The organism is Actinomadura sp. GC306, assembly GCF_004348665.1.
Lineage (GTDB): Bacteria > Actinomycetota > Actinomycetes > Streptosporangiales > Streptosporangiaceae > Spirillospora.
In genome coordinates, this window is sequence record NZ_SMKM01000057.1 from 13,616 (window position 1) to 28,567 (window position 14,952).

Genomic DNA, 14,952 nt, shown 5'->3' on the forward strand with positions numbered 1-14,952 from the left:
CACCCCGGGGCCGGTCCTCGGAGACGCTCCGCCGAGCGGTCGGGATGACCTAACGTTGTCGGTATGCAGGCAGTTCACCGCCGGGGCGAGGCGGCCCAGTGACCGATCACCGCGAGCTTGCAGGGGCGCTGCGGCGGGCCGGGGTGAGCGGGGTCGACGACTCCGCGCTGGCGCGGGCGATGTACTCGTCGGACGCCTCGCTGTACCGGGTGCCGCCGCAGGTGGTGGTGGCGCCCAGGGAGGCGGCGGAGCTGCCGGCGGTGCTCGGGGTGTGCCGCGAGGCCGGGGTCCCGCTGACGATGCGGGGCGCCGGGACGTCCATCGCGGGCAACGCGGTCGGGCCGGGCGTCGTCGTGGACGTGAGCCGGCACCTGAACCGGGTGCTGGAGATCGACCCCGAGGCGGGGACGGCGCTGGTCGAACCGGGGATCGTGCAGGCGCGGCTGCACGAGAGGGCGGCGGCGCACGGGCTGCGGTTCGGGCCCGACCCGTCCACCCGGACGCGGGCGACGCTCGGCGGGATGATCGGCAACAACGCGTGCGGGTCGCGGGCGCTCGGGTACGGGCGGACGAGCGACAACGTGCTCGGGCTGGACGTCGTCACCGGTTCCGGGGAGCGGCTGCGGCTCGGCGACGTCCCCGGAGGCGCCCCGGGCGGCGGGGGCCGGGAGGCCGCGGTCCTGGAGCGCCTGCGGGAGCTGGTCGGCGCGAACCTCGCCCTGATCCGGACGGAGTTCGGGCGGTTCGGGCGCCAGGTCTCCGGCTACTCGCTGGAGCACCTGCTCCCGGAGAACGGGTTCGACGTCGCGCGGGCGCTGGTCGGCAGCGAGGGGACGCTCGCGCTGACCCTGGCGGCGCGGCTGCGGATGGTCCGCGAGCCCCGGTGCCGCGTGCTGGCCGTCCTCGGGTTCGGGTCGATGGCGGAGGCCGCCGACGCCGTCCCCGCGATCCTGCCGCACGGGCCGGTGGCCTGCGAGGGGCTTGACTCGCGCATCACGGGCGTGGTCCGCGAGCGGCGGGGCGCCGGCGCGGTGCCGCCGCTGCCGCGCGGGTCGGGATGGCTGCTGGTGGAGCTCGCCGGGCCCGAGGCCGGGGCGCTGCGCGACACCGCCCGCAAGGTCGCCGCCGACTCCGGCTGCACCGACGCGATGGTCGTCGAGGACATGGCGCTCGCCGACGCCCTGTGGCGGATCCGGGAGGACGGATCGGGCCTGGTCGCGCGCACCCCCGAGGGCGAGCAGGCGCACGCGGGCTGGGAGGACGCCGCGGTCCCGCCGGAGCGGCTCGGCGTGTACCTGCGGGAGTTCGAGGCGCTGCTGGCGGAGTACCGGCTGTTCGGCGTCCCGTACGGGCACTTCGGGGACGGGTGCATCCACGTCCGCATCGACTTCCCGCTCGGGCGGGCGGACGGCCGCCGCGTGTTCCGGGACTTCCTGGGCGAGGCGGCGGCGCTGGCGGCCCGGCACGGCGGCACGATGTCCGGCGAGCACGGGGACGGCAGGGCGCGCAGCGAGCTGCTGCCGCACATGTACTCGGCGGAGGCGCTGGCACTGTGCGCGGACGTGAAGGACGTCTTCGACCCCGGCGACGTGCTCAACCCGGGGATCATCGTCCGCCCGGCGCCCGTGGACGGCGGGCTGCGCGCGGAGGAGGCCGTCCCGCTCAAGCGCGGCCTGGGCCTCGCCTACCGCGACGACCGCGGGGATCTGTCGCGGGCCGTGCACCGCTGCACGGGCGTCGGCAAGTGCCGCGCCGACAACACCGCGGCGGGCGGCGTCATGTGCCCGTCCTATCTGGCGACGCGGGAGGAGAAGGACTCCACGCGCGGCCGGGCGCGGGTGCTGCAGGAGGTCGTCAGCGGGAAACTCGGCCCGGACGGCTGGAAGTCGGCCGCGCTGCACGAGGCGCTCGACCTGTGCCTGGCGTGCAAGGGCTGCGCGTCGGACTGCCCGACCGGCGTCGACATGGCGTCCTACAAGGCGGAGGCGCTGCACCGGCGCTACCGGCGCAGGATCAGGCCGCGCGCCCACTACGCGCTCGGGTGGCTCCCCCGGTGGACGCGGCTGCTCGCCCGCGTGCCCGCCGCGGTCGGGCTCGTGAACGCCGCGATGCGCTCGGCGGCGCTGCGGCCCGCCGTCGCGTGGAGCGCGGGGATCGACCGGCGGCGGACGCTGCCCGCCTTCGCCCCGGTGACGTTCCGGCGCTGGTTCGCCTCCCGCCGCGGCGCGGGCGGGCCCGGGCCGGACGGGCCCGGCGGCGAGGTCGTCCTGTTCGTGGACACCTTCACCGACGCGTTCTCCCCCGGCGTCGGCAAGGCGGCCGTGCGGGTGCTGGAGCACGCGGGATACCGGGTCACCGTCACCGAGCGGCCGGTGTGCTGCGGGATCACGTGGATCTCGACCGGGCAGCTGGCCGGGGCGCGCGCGCAGGCCCGGCGCACCGTCCGGGAGCTGCTCCCGCACGTCCGGCGCGGCGCGAAGGTCGTCGGGCTGGAGCCGTCCTGCACGGGCGTGCTGCGGGCCGACGCGGAGGAGCTGCTGACCGGCGCCGACGCCGCCGCCGCGCGGGAGGTCGCCGCCGCGACCCGCACCCTCGCGGAGCTGCTGTCCGGGACGCCCGGCTGGACGCCGCCGGACCTGTCCGGCGTCACCGGGATCGCGCAGCCGCACTGCCACCACCACGCGGTCATGGGCTGGACGAAGGACGCGGAGCTGCTGCGGGCGGCGGGCGCCGAGGTCGGCGGGCTCGGGGGCTGCTGCGGCCTGGCGGGCAACTTCGGCGTGGAGAAGGGGCACCACGACGTGTCGGTCGCGGTCGCCGAGCACCGGCTGCTCCCCGCGGTCCGCGGCACCGGGGACGGCGACGTCGTCCTGGCCGACGGGTTCAGCTGCCGCACCCAGCTCCGCGAGCTCGCCGGCCGCGACGGCGAGCACCTCGCGCAGCTCCTCGCGCGGCACCTGCCCGGCCGCTGACCCGCGTCAGCGGGGGCCGGCCCCCTGCGGCAGCCCGAGGGTGCGCGACAGGGTGAGCGCGGCGGTGTGGACCGCGGGCGCGACGGCGGCCAGCCGCAGCCGGCTCGACCACCCCGACACCGACAGGGCGCCGAGCGCGAGCCCGTCCGGGCCGAGGACGGGGCTGGCGGCGCAGACGATGCCGCGGCCGGACTCCTCGCGGTCGTAGGCGACGCCCTCGCGGTGGATCGTCTCCAGCTCCCGCGTGAGCAGGCCCGGCGCGGTGACGCTGCGCTCGCTCGCCTTGACGAGACCCGCGTCCAGGACGGCCTGCACCGCCTCCGGCGGCGAGAACGCCAGGATCGCCTTGCCGACGCCGGTGACGTGGGCGGGCAGCCGCCCGCCGACCTTCGAGGGCAGCTTCGGCCCGCCGGGCGAGCCGAGGATCTCCACGTAGACGACCTCGGAGCCCTCCAGCACCGCGAGGTGGACGGTCTGCCGGGTCGCCTCCCGCAGGTCCGACATGTACGGGACGGCCGCGTCCCGCAGGACCCGCTGGCGCGGCACCCGCTGGCCGATCTCGAACAGCTTCAGGCCGAGCCGGACGCGGGTGCCCTGCCGTTCGAGGAGCCCCGCCTCGACGAGGTCGAGCGCGATCCGGTGCGCGGTCGACCGCGGCAGGCCGCTGCGGCGGGCGAGCTCGGCGGGGGCGAGGCCGTCGTCGTCCGCGCGGAACGCGGTCAGCACCGCGACGGCGCGGCGCAGGAACGTGTCGTCGGACGCCATGGCCCCCAATCTAGAAGAGGCGTCCCACCACGCGGGACGGCGGCTTTGCCCCGGGCGTCCCGGGCGGGGCAGGCTCGGAGCTGCGCGGACGAGATGCGCAGAGGACAGAGAGGACATCCCATGGACCCCGGTTCGGTGGAGAAGGCCGCCGCCGCGCTGCTCGACGCGTACGCGACCGGCACCCCGGTCCCGCCGCTGACGGCGGACCACCCCGAGATGACGGTGGCCGACGCCTACGCGGTCCAGCTCGCGCAGGTGACGGCGTGGACGGGCGCAGGCGCGCGGATCAAGGGCCACAAGGTCGGGCTGACCTCGGCGGCGATGCAGCGGCAGATGGGCGTGGACCAGCCTGACTTCGGCGTCCTGCTGGACTCGATGTTCTTCCAGGACAGCGCCCCCATCGACACCGGCCGGTTCCTGCAGCCCCGGATCGAGCCGGAGATCGCGTTCGTGCTGGGCCGCCCGCTGGCCGGCCCCGGCGCGACCGCCGCCGACGCCGTCGCGGCCGTCGAGTACGTGCTCCCGGCGCTGGAGGTGATCGACTCCCGCATCGCGGACTGGAAGATCACCCTGCCGGACACGATCGCCGACAACGCCTCCAGCGGCGGCGTCGTGCTCGGCACCCGACCGGTCCGGCTCGACGGCCTGGACCTGTCGCTGATGGGCTGCCTGCTGCACCGCGACGGCGACCTGATCGACACCGGCGCGGGCGGGGCGGTGCTGGGCTCCCCGATCAACGCGCTGGTCTGGCTGGCCAACGTCCTCGGGGAGCGCGGCGTCACGCTGGAGGCGGGCCACGTCGTGCTGCCCGGTTCGATCACGGCGGCCGTTCCGGTCGCCCCCGGTGAGACCCTCACCGCCACGTTCGCCGGGATCGGCTCGGTGACCGCTCGATTCGGAAGGGAGGCAGGACGATGAGCAAGCTGAGCGCCGCGATCGTCGGTCCCGGCAACATCGGCACCGACCTGCTGGTCAAGCTGATGCGCAGCGACCTGGTCGACGTCCACTCGATGGTGGGCGTCGTGCCCGACTCGGACGGCCTGGCGCGCGCCCGCGAGCTGGGCGTCCCCGCGTCGGCCGAGGGCGTGGACTGGCTGCTGGCGCAGCCCACGCTCCCCGACATCGTGTTCGAGGCGACGTCGGCGAAGGCGCACCTCGCCAACGCCCCGCGCTATGAAGAGGCCGGGATCACCGCGGTCGACCTGACGCCCGCCGCGGCGGGGCCGCTGGTGTGCCCGCCGGTGAACCTGGACACGCTGTCGGACGCGCCCAACCTCAACATGATCACGTGCGGCGGGCAGGCGACGATCCCGATCGTGCACGCGGTGTCGTCGGTGGTCCCGGTGCCGTACGCGGAGATCGTCGCGTCGATCGCGTCGCGCTCGGCGGGGCCCGGCACCCGCGCCAACATCGACGAGTTCACCCAGACCACCGCCCGCGCCATCGAGAAGGTCGGCGGCGCCGGGCGCGGCAAGGCGATCATCATCCTGAACCCGGTCGACCCGCCGATGATCATGCGGGACACGGTGTTCTGCGCGATCCCGTCGGACGCCGACACCAAGGCGATCGCCGAGTCGGTGGAGAAGATGGTCGCCGAGGTCGCCACGTACGTGCCCGGGTACACGCTGCGCGCGGAGCCGCAGTTCGACGAGCCGCGCGACATCTGGAACGGAATGGCCCGCGTCGCGGTGTTCCTGGAGGTCAGGGGCAACGGCGACTACCTCCCCCCGTGGGCCGGCAACCTCGACATCATGACCGCGGCGGCCGCCCGTGTCGGCGAGCAGCTCGCGCGCAGGAAGGCCACCGCATGACCGAGACGACCGGGCAGAGCGCCCCGCAGAAGATCAGGATCACCGACTCGACGCTGCGCGACGGCAGCCACGCGATGGCGCACCGCTTCAGCGAGGAGCAGGTCCGCGGCGTCGTGCACGCCCTCGACGGCGCCGGCGTGGAGGTCATCGAGGTCACGCACGGCGACGGCCTCGGCGGCTCGTCGTTCAACTACGGCTTCTCGCTGGAGGACGACGTCAAGCTCGTCGCCGCCGCCGTGGACGAGGCGACCCGCGCCAGGATCGCCGTGCTGATGCTGCCGGGGGTCGGGACGGTCGAGGACCTGAAGCTCGCGCACGACGCGGGCGCGGCCGTGGCGCGGATCGCGACGCACTGCACCGAGGCCGACGTGTCGCTGCAGCACTTCGCCGCCGCCCGCGACCTCGGCATGGAGACCGTCGGGTTCCTGATGATGGCGCACCGCGTCGACCCGGACGAGCTGGCGAAGCAGGCGAGGATCATGGTGGACGGCGGGGCGCAGTGCGTCTACGTCGTCGACTCCGCCGGCGCCCTCGTCCTCGGGGAGGCGCAGGAGCGGATCAGCGCGCTGGTCAAGGAGATCGGGCGGGACGCGCAGGTCGGGTTCCACGGCCACCAGAACCTGTCGCTGGGCGTCGCGAACTCGGTGCTGGCGCAGCAGAACGGCGCGCTGCAGATCGACGGAGCGCTGTGCGCGCTCGGCGCGGGGGCCGGCAACTCCCCCACCGAGGTGCTCGTCCCGACGTTCGAGCGGCTCGGCGTCCCGACCGGGGTGGACGTGCAGGGCGTCATGGCCGCCGCCGACGACGTGGTGAAGCCGTTCCTGCACCGGCTGCCGTTCGCGGACCGCGGCGCGATCACGCAGGGGTACGCGGGGGTGTACTCCAGCTTCCTGCTGCACGCCGAGCGGGCCGCCGAGCGCTACGGCGTCCCGGCGCACGAGATCCTGCAGAAGGTCGGCGAGGCCGGGTACGTCGGCGGCCAGGAGGACATGATCATCGACGTGGCGCTGCAGCTCCGCGCGGAGCGCGAGCGCGCCGAGTAGCGGGCGGGGACGGGGGCCGCTCCGGCGCGAGCGGCCCCCGTCCGCCGCGGTGCCCGCCGCCCGATCCGGCGATCTTTGCATGATGCAAACGCTGGGATAGCTTGGCGGCATGACCCACGAGGACCATCGCGCGTCGACTCCTCGCGGGCGGGCGCGCCGGGAGCAGCTCGTGCGGATCGGGCTCGACCTGCTCGCCGAGGGCGGCTGGGCGGCGATCACGGCGCGCGCCGTGGCGGACCGCGCCGGCACCCGCCCGGGCCTGCTCCACCACTACTTCAACGGGCTGCCGGGGCTGCACGTCGCCGTCGCGCAGCGCGCCACCGAGATGATCGTCGACCCGGTGGTGGACGCGCTGCTCGCCGCCCCCGACCCGGCGGCGGCGGTGGCGGCGCTGCACGACCTCGTCCCGCACATGGCCGACGGTGAGCGCAACCTCAGGCTGGCCGCCGAGCTGCTGGTCAGGGCGTTGCGCGACCCCCGGATGGCGGCCGAGCGGCGGGACTGGTCGCGCGCCCTGCGCGACCGGATCACCGGGCGGCTGGCGCAGCTGCGCCCGGACTGGCCCGCGGAGCGCCGCGCGGGCACCGCGACGCTGTGCACGGCGCTGCTGGACGGGCTGCTCCTCCAGCTCGTCCTCGACCCCGGCCTGCCGACCGGCCCGGCCCTGGACGCGGCAGCCGCGCTGGTGGCGAAGCCCTGAGACCGTGTGCCCCGCCGGCACGGCCGGAGGCGCCGCGGGCCCGCGCGGCCCGCGGCGCCTCCCTGCCGTCCGGTCAGCCGGCGTCGCGCGGGGCGTGCGCCACGGCGACCGGTGCGTCCGCGTGGTGCAGCAGGGCGTGGCTGACCGAGCCGAGCAGCAGGCCGCGGAAGCCGCCGTGCCCGCGGGAGCCCACGACGATGAGCCGGGCGTCCTCGGCCGCGCCGAGCAGCACCTCGCGGGGGCTCCCCGTCACGACCTCGGTCCTGACGCGGACACCGGGGTACTTGTCGCGCAGCGGCTCGGCGAGCCGGTCGAGCCGCTCCGCGGCGAACTCGCGCAGCGATCCGGCGTCCAGCAGCGGCACGGTCCCGATCTCCGGCTCGGCGGGCCAGGCCGTCACCGCCACCAGGTCGGCCCCGCGCAGGTCCGCCTCGGTAAACGCCAGGGCGAGCGCCTCCAGCGAGGCCGCGGACCCGTCCACGCCGACCACCACCGGGCCGCCGGAGCGCGTCTCCTCCGCCGGGCGGTCCCGCACGACCACCACCGGGGCCGACGCGTGCGACGCCAGCTCCACGGCCGTCGAGCCGAGCACCAGGCCCGCGAACCCGCCGCGGCCGCGCGTGCCGACCACGACCAGCTCGGCCTCGGCGGCGGCCTCCAGCAGCACGGGCGTCGGGCCGCCGCGGCCGATCACCGCGCGCACCTCGCCGGCCGTCTCGCGGGCGTGGTCGGCGCCCTCGCCGACGACCTGCTCGGCCGCCGCGACCAGGTCACCGACCGGGATGGCCAGCGGCCCGGCCGCGCCGTAGACGTCCCAGGCGTGCGCCACCGTCAGCGGGACGCCCCGCAGCCGCGCCGCCGCGGCCGCCCACCGCACCGCCGCCTCGCTCGCCGGAGAACCGTCGTATCCCACCACGACACCGCGCTCGCCGCTCATGATGCCTCCCTCGTCGTCTCGTCCCCAGCTTCGCGGGACGGGACGTACGCCGGGCAGGGGCGCTGGTCCGTCAGGCGCGGGACCTTCGGCCCGGAATGATCGCCACGGGGACGGCGGCGCGGCGGAGCATCGCGGAGCTGGTCGCGCCCAGCGGATCCGGGCCGGTGCCGCGGTCGCCGAGGACGAGGAGCCCGGCACCGTCCGCCGCCCGGCCCAGTGCCTCGCACGGGCGCTCCAGCATCAGCGACACCGTGACGTCGACCTCCGGGTGGCGCTCCAGCCAGGGGGCGACGGCCTCCTCCAGCTCGGCGGTGCGCTTCTTCTCCAGCAGCTCCGTGTCGTTGAACAGGCCCAGCTCGTCCTCGGCCACGGCCGCGGGCTCCCAGCACCCGTAGACGATGTGCAGGTCCCAGCCGCGCAGCGCCGCCTCCTCGAACGCGAAGCCGAGCACCGCGGAGCAGCCCTCCGCGGCGTCGGTGCCCGCGACGACCCGCCTCGGCAGGTCCGCCACCTCCGGGACGACGATCACCGGGCGCTCCACCGTCGCGGGCACCTCGAGCGTGGTGGCGCCGATCTCCGGGTGCTCGCCCGAGCCGATCACGGTCAGCTCCGCCGCTGCGGACGCCTCCAGCAGCGCGTCCTCCACCGGCCCCCGCGCGAGGAGCCGGCGCACCGTGCCGGGCGCGCCCAGTTCCCGCGCGCGGCGGACGCCCTGCGCGAGGAGGTTCTCCCCCGCGCGCCTCCGGATCGCCTCGGCGTGCGGGTCCTCGTGGCCGCTCGCGTAGGGCCAGTGCCAGCAGTGGAAGATCATCAGGTCGAGGTCGCGCGCCCGGGCCTCCTCGACCGCCCAGCGCAGCGCGCCCTCGTCCTCCCGCGTCCCGTCGTAGCCGAACAGGACGTGCGGCCGCTGGATCCCATCCTCGCCGTTCATGTGCCCGCCTCCTTGGTGAACACTTTTCATTTCCTGCGGCCGCACCGAGTAACGAGAGCGGCGCCGGAAGAAAGCGCCCAAAACCCAGTCTGCGCGCTAACCGGGCTACGTAGAAGAGGCCGAACCTCCCCGGAGGGCGGTTTCCGGGCGCCCGCCGCAGATGGAGCGTGCCAGGGCCGTTTCGGACGATCATTGCCACCCGACACTCCGGACCGTAATCACCCCGACGCGAAGCGTAGAATCGCCGCATGATCAAGAGCGCCGGGGTCGCCCTGCTGCTGGGCGGAACGATGGCACTGGGCGGCGCCGCCGTCCCCGCGCACGCGGCCCCGGCCGGGAGCCTGGCGGCCGACCTGGACGCGATCCTGCGGGACGGGCGCCTCCGGGGCGCGGCGGTGAGCGTGACGGTCCGGGACGCCGGGACGGGCCGCACCCTCTACGACCGCGACGCAGGCGCGCCCCGCACACCGGCCTCGAACAACAAGCTGCAGACCGCCGCCGCGGCGTTCGGCCTCCTCGGCCCCGGATACCGGTTCCGCACGACGGTGAGCGTCGAAGGCGACGACCTCTACCTCACCGGCACCGGCGACACGACCATGCGGGCCGCCGAGTACGACCGGCTCGCCGCGGCCGTCGCCGCCGAGGGCGTCACCGAGATCAGGGGCGACCTCGTCGCCGACGACACCTGGTTCGACGCCCTGCGGACCCCGCCCGGGTGGGCGCCCGGCGACCTCCAGTACGCCTACGCGGCGCAGACGTCCGCCTTGACGGTCTCGCCCAACGACGACTTCGACGCCGGCTCGGTCGAGATCTCGCTCGCCCCCGCCGCCCGCGCGGGGCGGCCGGTGCGGGCCGGGCTGACCCCCGGCACCGACGTGGTGAAGATCGACAACCGGGCGGTCACCGGCAGGCCCGGCTCGCCGTCCAGCCTCGCGGTCCGCCGGCGCAACGGCGGGAACACGATCGTCGTGACGGGCTCCCATCCGGCGGGTGCGGCGCCGACGAGCGTCCTGCGGTCTGTCGAGGAGCCGACGCTGTACGCGGCGGACGTCTTCCGCAAGGCGCTCAAAGCGCACGGCGTCCGGGTGGCCGGCGCCACCGAACGCGGCCGGACCCCCGCCGGCGCCCGGACGGTCGCCACCCGCACCTCGATGCCGCTGTCGCAGCTCGCGGTGCCGTTCCTCAAGCTCAGCAACAACGTCATGGCCGAGACCCTCGTCAAGGCGATCGGCCGCGAGACGCGGGGCGAGGGGAGCTGGGCGGCCGGGCTGCCCGCCGTCACCGCCGAACTGCGGCGCCTCGGCGTCGACACCGCCCAGGTGACCATGGCCGACGGGTCGGGCCTGGCGCGCGCCAACCGCACGACGGCCGCGCAGCTCGGCACGCTGCTGCGGAACGTCCGGAAGCGGCCCTGGTTCCCCGCCTGGCGCGCCGCACTGCCCGTCGCCGGTCAGCCCGGCCCGCTGGCCGGCGGCACGCTCGCGAACCGCATGCGGGGCACCGCCGCGGCCGGGAACGTCCGCGCCAAGACCGGCACGCTGACCGGCGTCACCGCCCTGTCCGGCTACGTCCGCGGCCCCGGCGGCCGCACGCTGGTCTTCTCCACCCTCTTCAACGGCTACTCCGGCGGCGCCCCGAAGGACCTCGAAGACAGGATCGCCATCCGCCTGGCCACCGGAGGCACGGCCGCGTCCACCCGGTACCGCGCGGCCAGGCTCGACGGCGGCGACCTGGAGCCGACCTGGCTGGCCGGGCGCCTCCCCTGAACCGTCAGGGCGCGGGAGGATCGAGGTCGCGGATGGCGGTGCAGGCTCGGGTGGCCATGGTGAGGAACATGGCGTCGCCGCGTTCGGTCGGGGTGCCGTAGGCGCAGCCCAGGACGGTGATGAGAGGGCCTTGCAGGAGGGCGAAGCGGTAGTCGTCCCAGCAGAGGTCGAACGGATAGTCACGGACGCCGTGCGTGAGGAGGGCCTCGTGGTAGCGGGCCACGAGGTCGCGTTCGTGGGCGCGGCGGTCGTCGGTGGTGAGGCTGGTGGCCAGGAAGTAGGACAGGTCGCGGGCGGGCAGGCCGATGGTGAGGGTCTGCCAGTCGACGGTGGTCGCGGTGTCGCCGTCCGGTGGGAACAGGATGTTGTCCAGGCGGTAATCGCCGTGGACGAGGCCGAAGCGCTCGGAGCGGGCCGTCAGCCAGGGGCCGATGGTCTCGGTGGTCCGCCGCAGGGTGTCCCGGTCTGCGGGGTGGAGGCGGTCGCCGAAGCGGTCGATGAAAGTCTCGACGGCGGGGGCGTAGACCTCGGCCAGGGTGTCGGCGTCCGCGGCGGTGTTGTGGTGCAGGCCGTCGACGCCGAGCAGGGAGTCGTCGCACCAGCGGGGCCCGTGCAGGCCCGCCAGGGCGGTCATGCACGCGCCGGCCCGCCGTGGCGGGCAGCCCGCCAGCTGGTCGCCCTGGACGGCCGGGGCCAAATCCTCTAGGAGGATCACGAAGTCGAAGGTCTCGTGGTCGATCGCGGCGTGGTGGCAGCGCGGGGTGCGGATGGCGACGGTGGGGGCGATGTCGCGGTAGAAGAGGACCTCGGTGCGGTAGGCGCCGCCGAGCAGGGCGCGGGCGGCCGGGTCGGCGGCGGGCAGCTTGGCCACCAGGCGGCCGGGGCCGTCGTCACCGGTCAGGGTCAGCCGGAAGCAGGCGCCGATCTGGCCGGTGCCGACCGGGTCGGCGGCCACCCCGTCGACCCGTGCGTCCAGGACGCCGCTGAGCCAGTCCGGGGTGAGCTCGTCCGGCGTCACCGGGCGCGGCCGGGGTTGCGGGGCCAGGTCTCCGCGCCGGCCGGGCGGACGCGGCGGTAGGCGTCCAGGACCGGGGCGAGTTCGGCGGGCGTCGCGCCGTGCAGGATGACGCCGTCGGCGCCCGCGGCGAACTGGTCGAGGACGCGGGCCGCGCAGGCGTCCGGGCTGCCGGTGGCGGACGCGGCCAGCCACTCGTCCGGGATCAGCCCGGCGACGTGCCGCAGGTCGGCGGCGGTGCCGATCACGTCGAACGCGCCGGGGTAGCCGCTGACGAGGCCGTCGGCGCGGAAGCGCTCCAGCACGGCGGGATCCCACCCGTTCACCCGCACCAGCAGGTCGCCGTAGCCCTGCAGGTAGGTGGCCAGGCGGCCGACGAGCTTGCGGAGCCGCAGCTCCTCGTCCAGGTGGTCGCCCACGGTGGCCAGCACCGACCACACGCGGACGGACGCCGGATCGCGGCCCGCCGCCTCCGCCCCGCGGCGGATGGTCTCGACGGACCTGGCGAGGGTCTCGTCGGTGAAGAAGGTGTGCAGGACGACGCCGTCCGCGACCCGCCCGGCGAACTCCAGGGTCCGCTCCCCCATCGCCGTGAGGATGACCGGGATGTCCTCGTCGAACGAGGGGTCCTGGCTGAGGTACGGGTAGTTCCCGGCCGGCCCGTCGTGGCCGGCGACCGCCTCGCCGCGCCAGAGCCGGCGCAGGATGCCGATGGCGTCCTCCATCTGCGCGCTGGTGACGCGCGGCAGGCCCATCACGTCGAACAGCATGTCGAACCCGCGGCCGAGCCCGAGCGCGAACCGCCCGCCGGACAGCCGGTGCATGGTCGTCGCGAGGGTCGCGGTCAGCAGGGGGTGGCGGGTGTTGTGGTTGGTGGCGGCGGTGGCGATGCCGATCCGCTCGCCGGCCGCGGCGGCGGCCCCGGAGAGCACGCCCGCCTCCTTGGTCGTGAACCGCTCGGACAGGAACACCGACCCGAGCCCGAGGCGCTCGCCCTCGGCGACCTCGGCGATCAGGTCCCGGGGCGTACCGGAATGGCCGGCCAGACCGTAGAAACCGAGCTCGGGCAGGTCGTCCATGGGCGGTCCCTCGGGGGTCAGGGGACGCGGCCCGGCCGCGTCACGATACGCGGACTCTAGTTTGGACAGTTGTCCAGATCAAGGCGGGGGTGTGGCGTAGACGGTCAGCCAGATTGAGCGGGCCAGGGTTCGGGCCACTCGGTCGTCTGCCGGGCCCTCGTCGTGGCGGCAGCGGGCCTGGATGGCGTGTTCCACCATGCCGGTGAGCACCTGGGCCGTCATCGGGACGTCCATGCCGGGGTCCACGGTGCCCGCCTGCTGCTCGGCGTCGAGTCTGTCCCGTACGACGTCGGTGAAGCGGCGTCTGCGGTCGCGCCAGAAGGCGGCTACGTCCGGGTCGTAGGCGGCCACCTCGGCCAGGGCGGCCAGGACGCGGCGGTGGTCGCGGTAGGCGGTGATCATCTGGCGCATGGCGTGCGCGACGCCCGCGACGCCGTCAGCGTGGTCGGCGCGCCACCAGGTGACGGCCTCGCCGAACAGCGCCTCCACCGCCTCCTCCGCGAGCGCGATCAGCAGCCGGCTCTTGTCGGGGAAGTGCAGGTAGAAGGTGGACCGTGCCACGTGGGCGCGCTCGGCGATGCGCTGGACGGGCAGTTCGGTGTACGGGGTCCCGTCGGCCATCATCTCGGCGGCCGTCCGCAGCACGCGGTGCCGGACGTCCTCGCGCCGTTCGCGCACCTTGCGGCGGGGCCGGGTGGTGGAGGCCATGGCCGGAAGCGTACCCCGCGCCGCGCACTCATCGGACAGTGTGTCGACACAGTGCTTGACAGTGTCCGGTGACCCGAATCACACTCGGTCCACGGCTCCACGCCAGGGGCCGGACGTCACGGGGGGCTCGGCCGAGGAGGCTCAACGTGGTACGTCCCGACACCGTCCGCCGGAACCTGGCCGCCCTGCTCGTCCTGGTGCTGGCCGTCACCTGCCTGGCCGCCGCCCCGCCGGCGCGCGCCGACGACCCGGGCTCGTGGATCCCCCGCACCGACATCACCCGCTCCGACCTCACCCAGGTGCCCGGCAAGCTCGCGGAGCCCTCCGACGACGGGCCGCACCCGGGCTCGGCGACCGAATGGTGGTACACGCACGTCATGGACCCCGCGACGAAGCGGACGTTCATCGCGATGCTGTTCACCGAGCCCGTCCCGGCCGCGGTGATCTTCTGGTACCCGGAGGAGGGGCAGAAGCTCGTCCTGCCGGAGCCGGCCTTCGACGTGACCGCGCAGGACGGCCCCGTCGTCCGCAGCAGCGCCGGCGACCTGGTCTACGACGAGGAGCGCGGCGCCTACCACCTGACGTGGCACGGGCTCTTCGCCAAGGCCGACATCTGGTTCGACGACGCGCTGCCCGGGGTGACCGGCGGGCCGATCGAGTACGACAACGGCCAGACGATGTACTGGACGTCGCCCGTCGCGACCAGCCACGTGAAGGGCTGGCTGCAGCCGCCCGGGGCGTCGTCCCCGGTCAGCGTGGACGGGTGGCGCGGCTACCACGACCACAACTGGGGCAACTTCAACGTCCTCGACCAGAGCTACTCCGGCTGGGAGTGGGGCGTCTCCCACGAGCCGGACGGCACGGCCACCCTGCTCGGCGGCGTGGTGAAGGGCGACGGGACCTGGCAGGGCGTCGTCGGGCGGGTGACGCACGAGGAGACCTACGGCTGCATGAGCGAGATCGCGCTCTCCGGATGGCGCGTGTCGGGCCTATTCTCCTACCCGGAGACGACGACCTTGACCTGCGACTCGTCCAAGCTCGCGACCCCCGAGGGCCTCACCGAGGACCGGCCGGGGCTGGAGCGCAGCTTCCACGTCACCGACCCGTTCATCCTGGACATCGGCCTGCTGGCGCTGCCCGAGTCGCTGGGCCGCACCGTCCCCGGCTCGATCGGCCTCATCGAGCACATCCGGACGCTGCAGGCCCGGCTGCCCCGACCCTGACC

General features: G+C 75.2%; 13 protein-coding genes. 7 read left to right on the forward strand and 6 right to left on the reverse strand.

What is annotated here, in order from left to right:
* Positions 1–98: 98 nt before the first annotated feature.
* Entirely contained in the window at positions 99–2,972 is a 2,874-nt protein-coding gene (locus tag E1200_RS11240) for an FAD-binding and (Fe-S)-binding domain-containing protein (protein ID WP_243708479.1), read from the forward strand.
* Between the two features lie 6 nt (positions 2,973–2,978).
* On the opposite strand, the gene E1200_RS11245 is transcribed toward E1200_RS11240, so the two are convergent.
* Positions 2,979–3,737, reverse strand: a complete 759-nt coding sequence (locus tag E1200_RS11245) for an IclR family transcriptional regulator (RefSeq protein ID WP_131951788.1) — start codon at positions 3,735–3,737, stop codon at positions 2,979–2,981.
* A gap of 120 nt (positions 3,738–3,857) precedes the next feature.
* Here E1200_RS11245 and E1200_RS11250 point away from each other — a divergent pair, with 120 nt between their 5' ends.
* From E1200_RS11250 to E1200_RS11265, 4 genes are all read left to right on the forward strand, one after another.
* Positions 3,858–4,655 (forward strand): 2-keto-4-pentenoate hydratase, encoded by a 798-nt coding sequence (locus E1200_RS11250; protein ID WP_131951789.1) that lies wholly within the window; start codon positions 3,858–3,860, stop codon positions 4,653–4,655.
* Complete coding sequence (locus E1200_RS11255) at positions 4,652–5,548, forward strand: acetaldehyde dehydrogenase (acetylating) (RefSeq protein WP_131951790.1); 897 nt, start codon at positions 4,652–4,654, stop codon at positions 5,546–5,548. Before E1200_RS11250 ends, E1200_RS11255 begins: the two co-directional genes overlap by 4 nt.
* The gene (dmpG, locus tag E1200_RS11260) at positions 5,545–6,591 is read left to right on the forward strand and encodes a 4-hydroxy-2-oxovalerate aldolase (protein ID WP_131951791.1); all 1,047 of its coding nucleotides are present in this window, start codon (positions 5,545–5,547) and stop codon (positions 6,589–6,591) included. Before E1200_RS11255 ends, dmpG begins: the two co-directional genes overlap by 4 nt.
* A 109-nt stretch (positions 6,592–6,700) precedes the next feature.
* On the forward strand, positions 6,701–7,291 hold the full coding sequence (locus tag E1200_RS11265) for a TetR/AcrR family transcriptional regulator (RefSeq protein ID WP_207933295.1): 591 nt from the start codon (positions 6,701–6,703) through the stop codon (positions 7,289–7,291).
* Between the two features lie 73 nt (positions 7,292–7,364).
* On the opposite strand, the gene E1200_RS11270 is transcribed toward E1200_RS11265, so the two are convergent.
* Both E1200_RS11270 and E1200_RS11275 read right to left on the reverse strand, forming a co-directional pair.
* Complete coding sequence (locus E1200_RS11270; protein ID WP_131951792.1) at positions 7,365–8,228, reverse strand: universal stress protein; 864 nt, start codon at positions 8,226–8,228, stop codon at positions 7,365–7,367.
* Between the two features lie 70 nt (positions 8,229–8,298).
* Complete coding sequence (locus E1200_RS11275) at positions 8,299–9,159, reverse strand: universal stress protein (RefSeq protein ID WP_131951793.1); 861 nt, start codon at positions 9,157–9,159, stop codon at positions 8,299–8,301.
* A 248-nt stretch (positions 9,160–9,407) separates the two neighbouring features.
* Here E1200_RS11275 and dacB point away from each other — a divergent pair, with 248 nt between their 5' ends.
* Positions 9,408–10,925, forward strand: a complete 1,518-nt coding sequence (gene dacB, locus E1200_RS11280; protein WP_131951794.1) for a D-alanyl-D-alanine carboxypeptidase/D-alanyl-D-alanine-endopeptidase — start codon at positions 9,408–9,410, stop codon at positions 10,923–10,925.
* A gap of 4 nt (positions 10,926–10,929) precedes the next feature.
* Here dacB and E1200_RS11285 read toward each other — a convergent pair whose 3' ends face one another.
* The 3 genes from E1200_RS11285 to E1200_RS11295 form a co-directional block, all read right to left on the reverse strand.
* Complete coding sequence (locus E1200_RS11285; protein WP_131951795.1) at positions 10,930–11,943, reverse strand: oxidoreductase family protein; 1,014 nt, start codon at positions 11,941–11,943, stop codon at positions 10,930–10,932.
* Positions 11,940–13,019 carry a TIGR03857 family LLM class F420-dependent oxidoreductase gene (locus E1200_RS11290; RefSeq protein WP_131951796.1) on the reverse strand — a complete coding sequence of 360 codons (1,080 nt, stop codon included), beginning with the start codon at positions 13,017–13,019 and terminating at the stop codon, positions 11,940–11,942. The genes E1200_RS11285 and E1200_RS11290 overlap by 4 nt, the downstream gene beginning before the upstream one ends.
* Before the next feature lie 78 nt (positions 13,020–13,097).
* Positions 13,098–13,727, reverse strand: a complete 630-nt coding sequence (locus E1200_RS11295; protein ID WP_131951797.1) for a TetR/AcrR family transcriptional regulator — start codon at positions 13,725–13,727, stop codon at positions 13,098–13,100.
* A gap of 146 nt (positions 13,728–13,873) precedes the next feature.
* On the opposite strand from E1200_RS11295, the gene E1200_RS11300 reads away from it, so the two are divergent.
* On the forward strand, positions 13,874–14,950 hold the full coding sequence (locus tag E1200_RS11300; protein ID WP_131951798.1) for a hypothetical protein: 1,077 nt from the start codon (positions 13,874–13,876) through the stop codon (positions 14,948–14,950).
* The last annotated feature ends 2 nt before the right edge of the window (positions 14,951–14,952 follow it).

Coding starts and splice junctions, on each gene's coding strand:
- E1200_RS11250 (WP_131951789.1), top strand. CDS start 3,858: ATGGACCCCGGTTCGGTGGAGAAGGCCGCCGCCGCGCTGCTCGACGCG.
- E1200_RS11265 (WP_207933295.1), top strand. CDS start 6,701: ATGACCCACGAGGACCATCGCGCGTCGACTCCTCGCGGGCGGGCGCGC.
- E1200_RS11255 (WP_131951790.1), top strand. CDS start 4,652: ATGAGCAAGCTGAGCGCCGCGATCGTCGGTCCCGGCAACATCGGCACC.
- E1200_RS11270 (WP_131951792.1), bottom strand. CDS start 8,228: ATGAGCGGCGAGCGCGGTGTCGTGGTGGGATACGACGGTTCTCCGGCG.
- E1200_RS11245 (WP_131951788.1), bottom strand. CDS start 3,737: ATGGCGTCCGACGACACGTTCCTGCGCCGCGCCGTCGCGGTGCTGACC.
- dmpG (WP_131951791.1), top strand. CDS start 5,545: ATGACCGAGACGACCGGGCAGAGCGCCCCGCAGAAGATCAGGATCACC.
- dacB (WP_131951794.1), top strand. CDS start 9,408: ATGATCAAGAGCGCCGGGGTCGCCCTGCTGCTGGGCGGAACGATGGCA.
- E1200_RS11295 (WP_131951797.1), bottom strand. CDS start 13,727: ATGGCCTCCACCACCCGGCCCCGCCGCAAGGTGCGCGAACGGCGCGAG.
- E1200_RS11290 (WP_131951796.1), bottom strand. CDS start 13,019: ATGGACGACCTGCCCGAGCTCGGTTTCTACGGTCTGGCCGGCCATTCC.
- E1200_RS11275 (WP_131951793.1), bottom strand. CDS start 9,159: ATGAACGGCGAGGATGGGATCCAGCGGCCGCACGTCCTGTTCGGCTAC.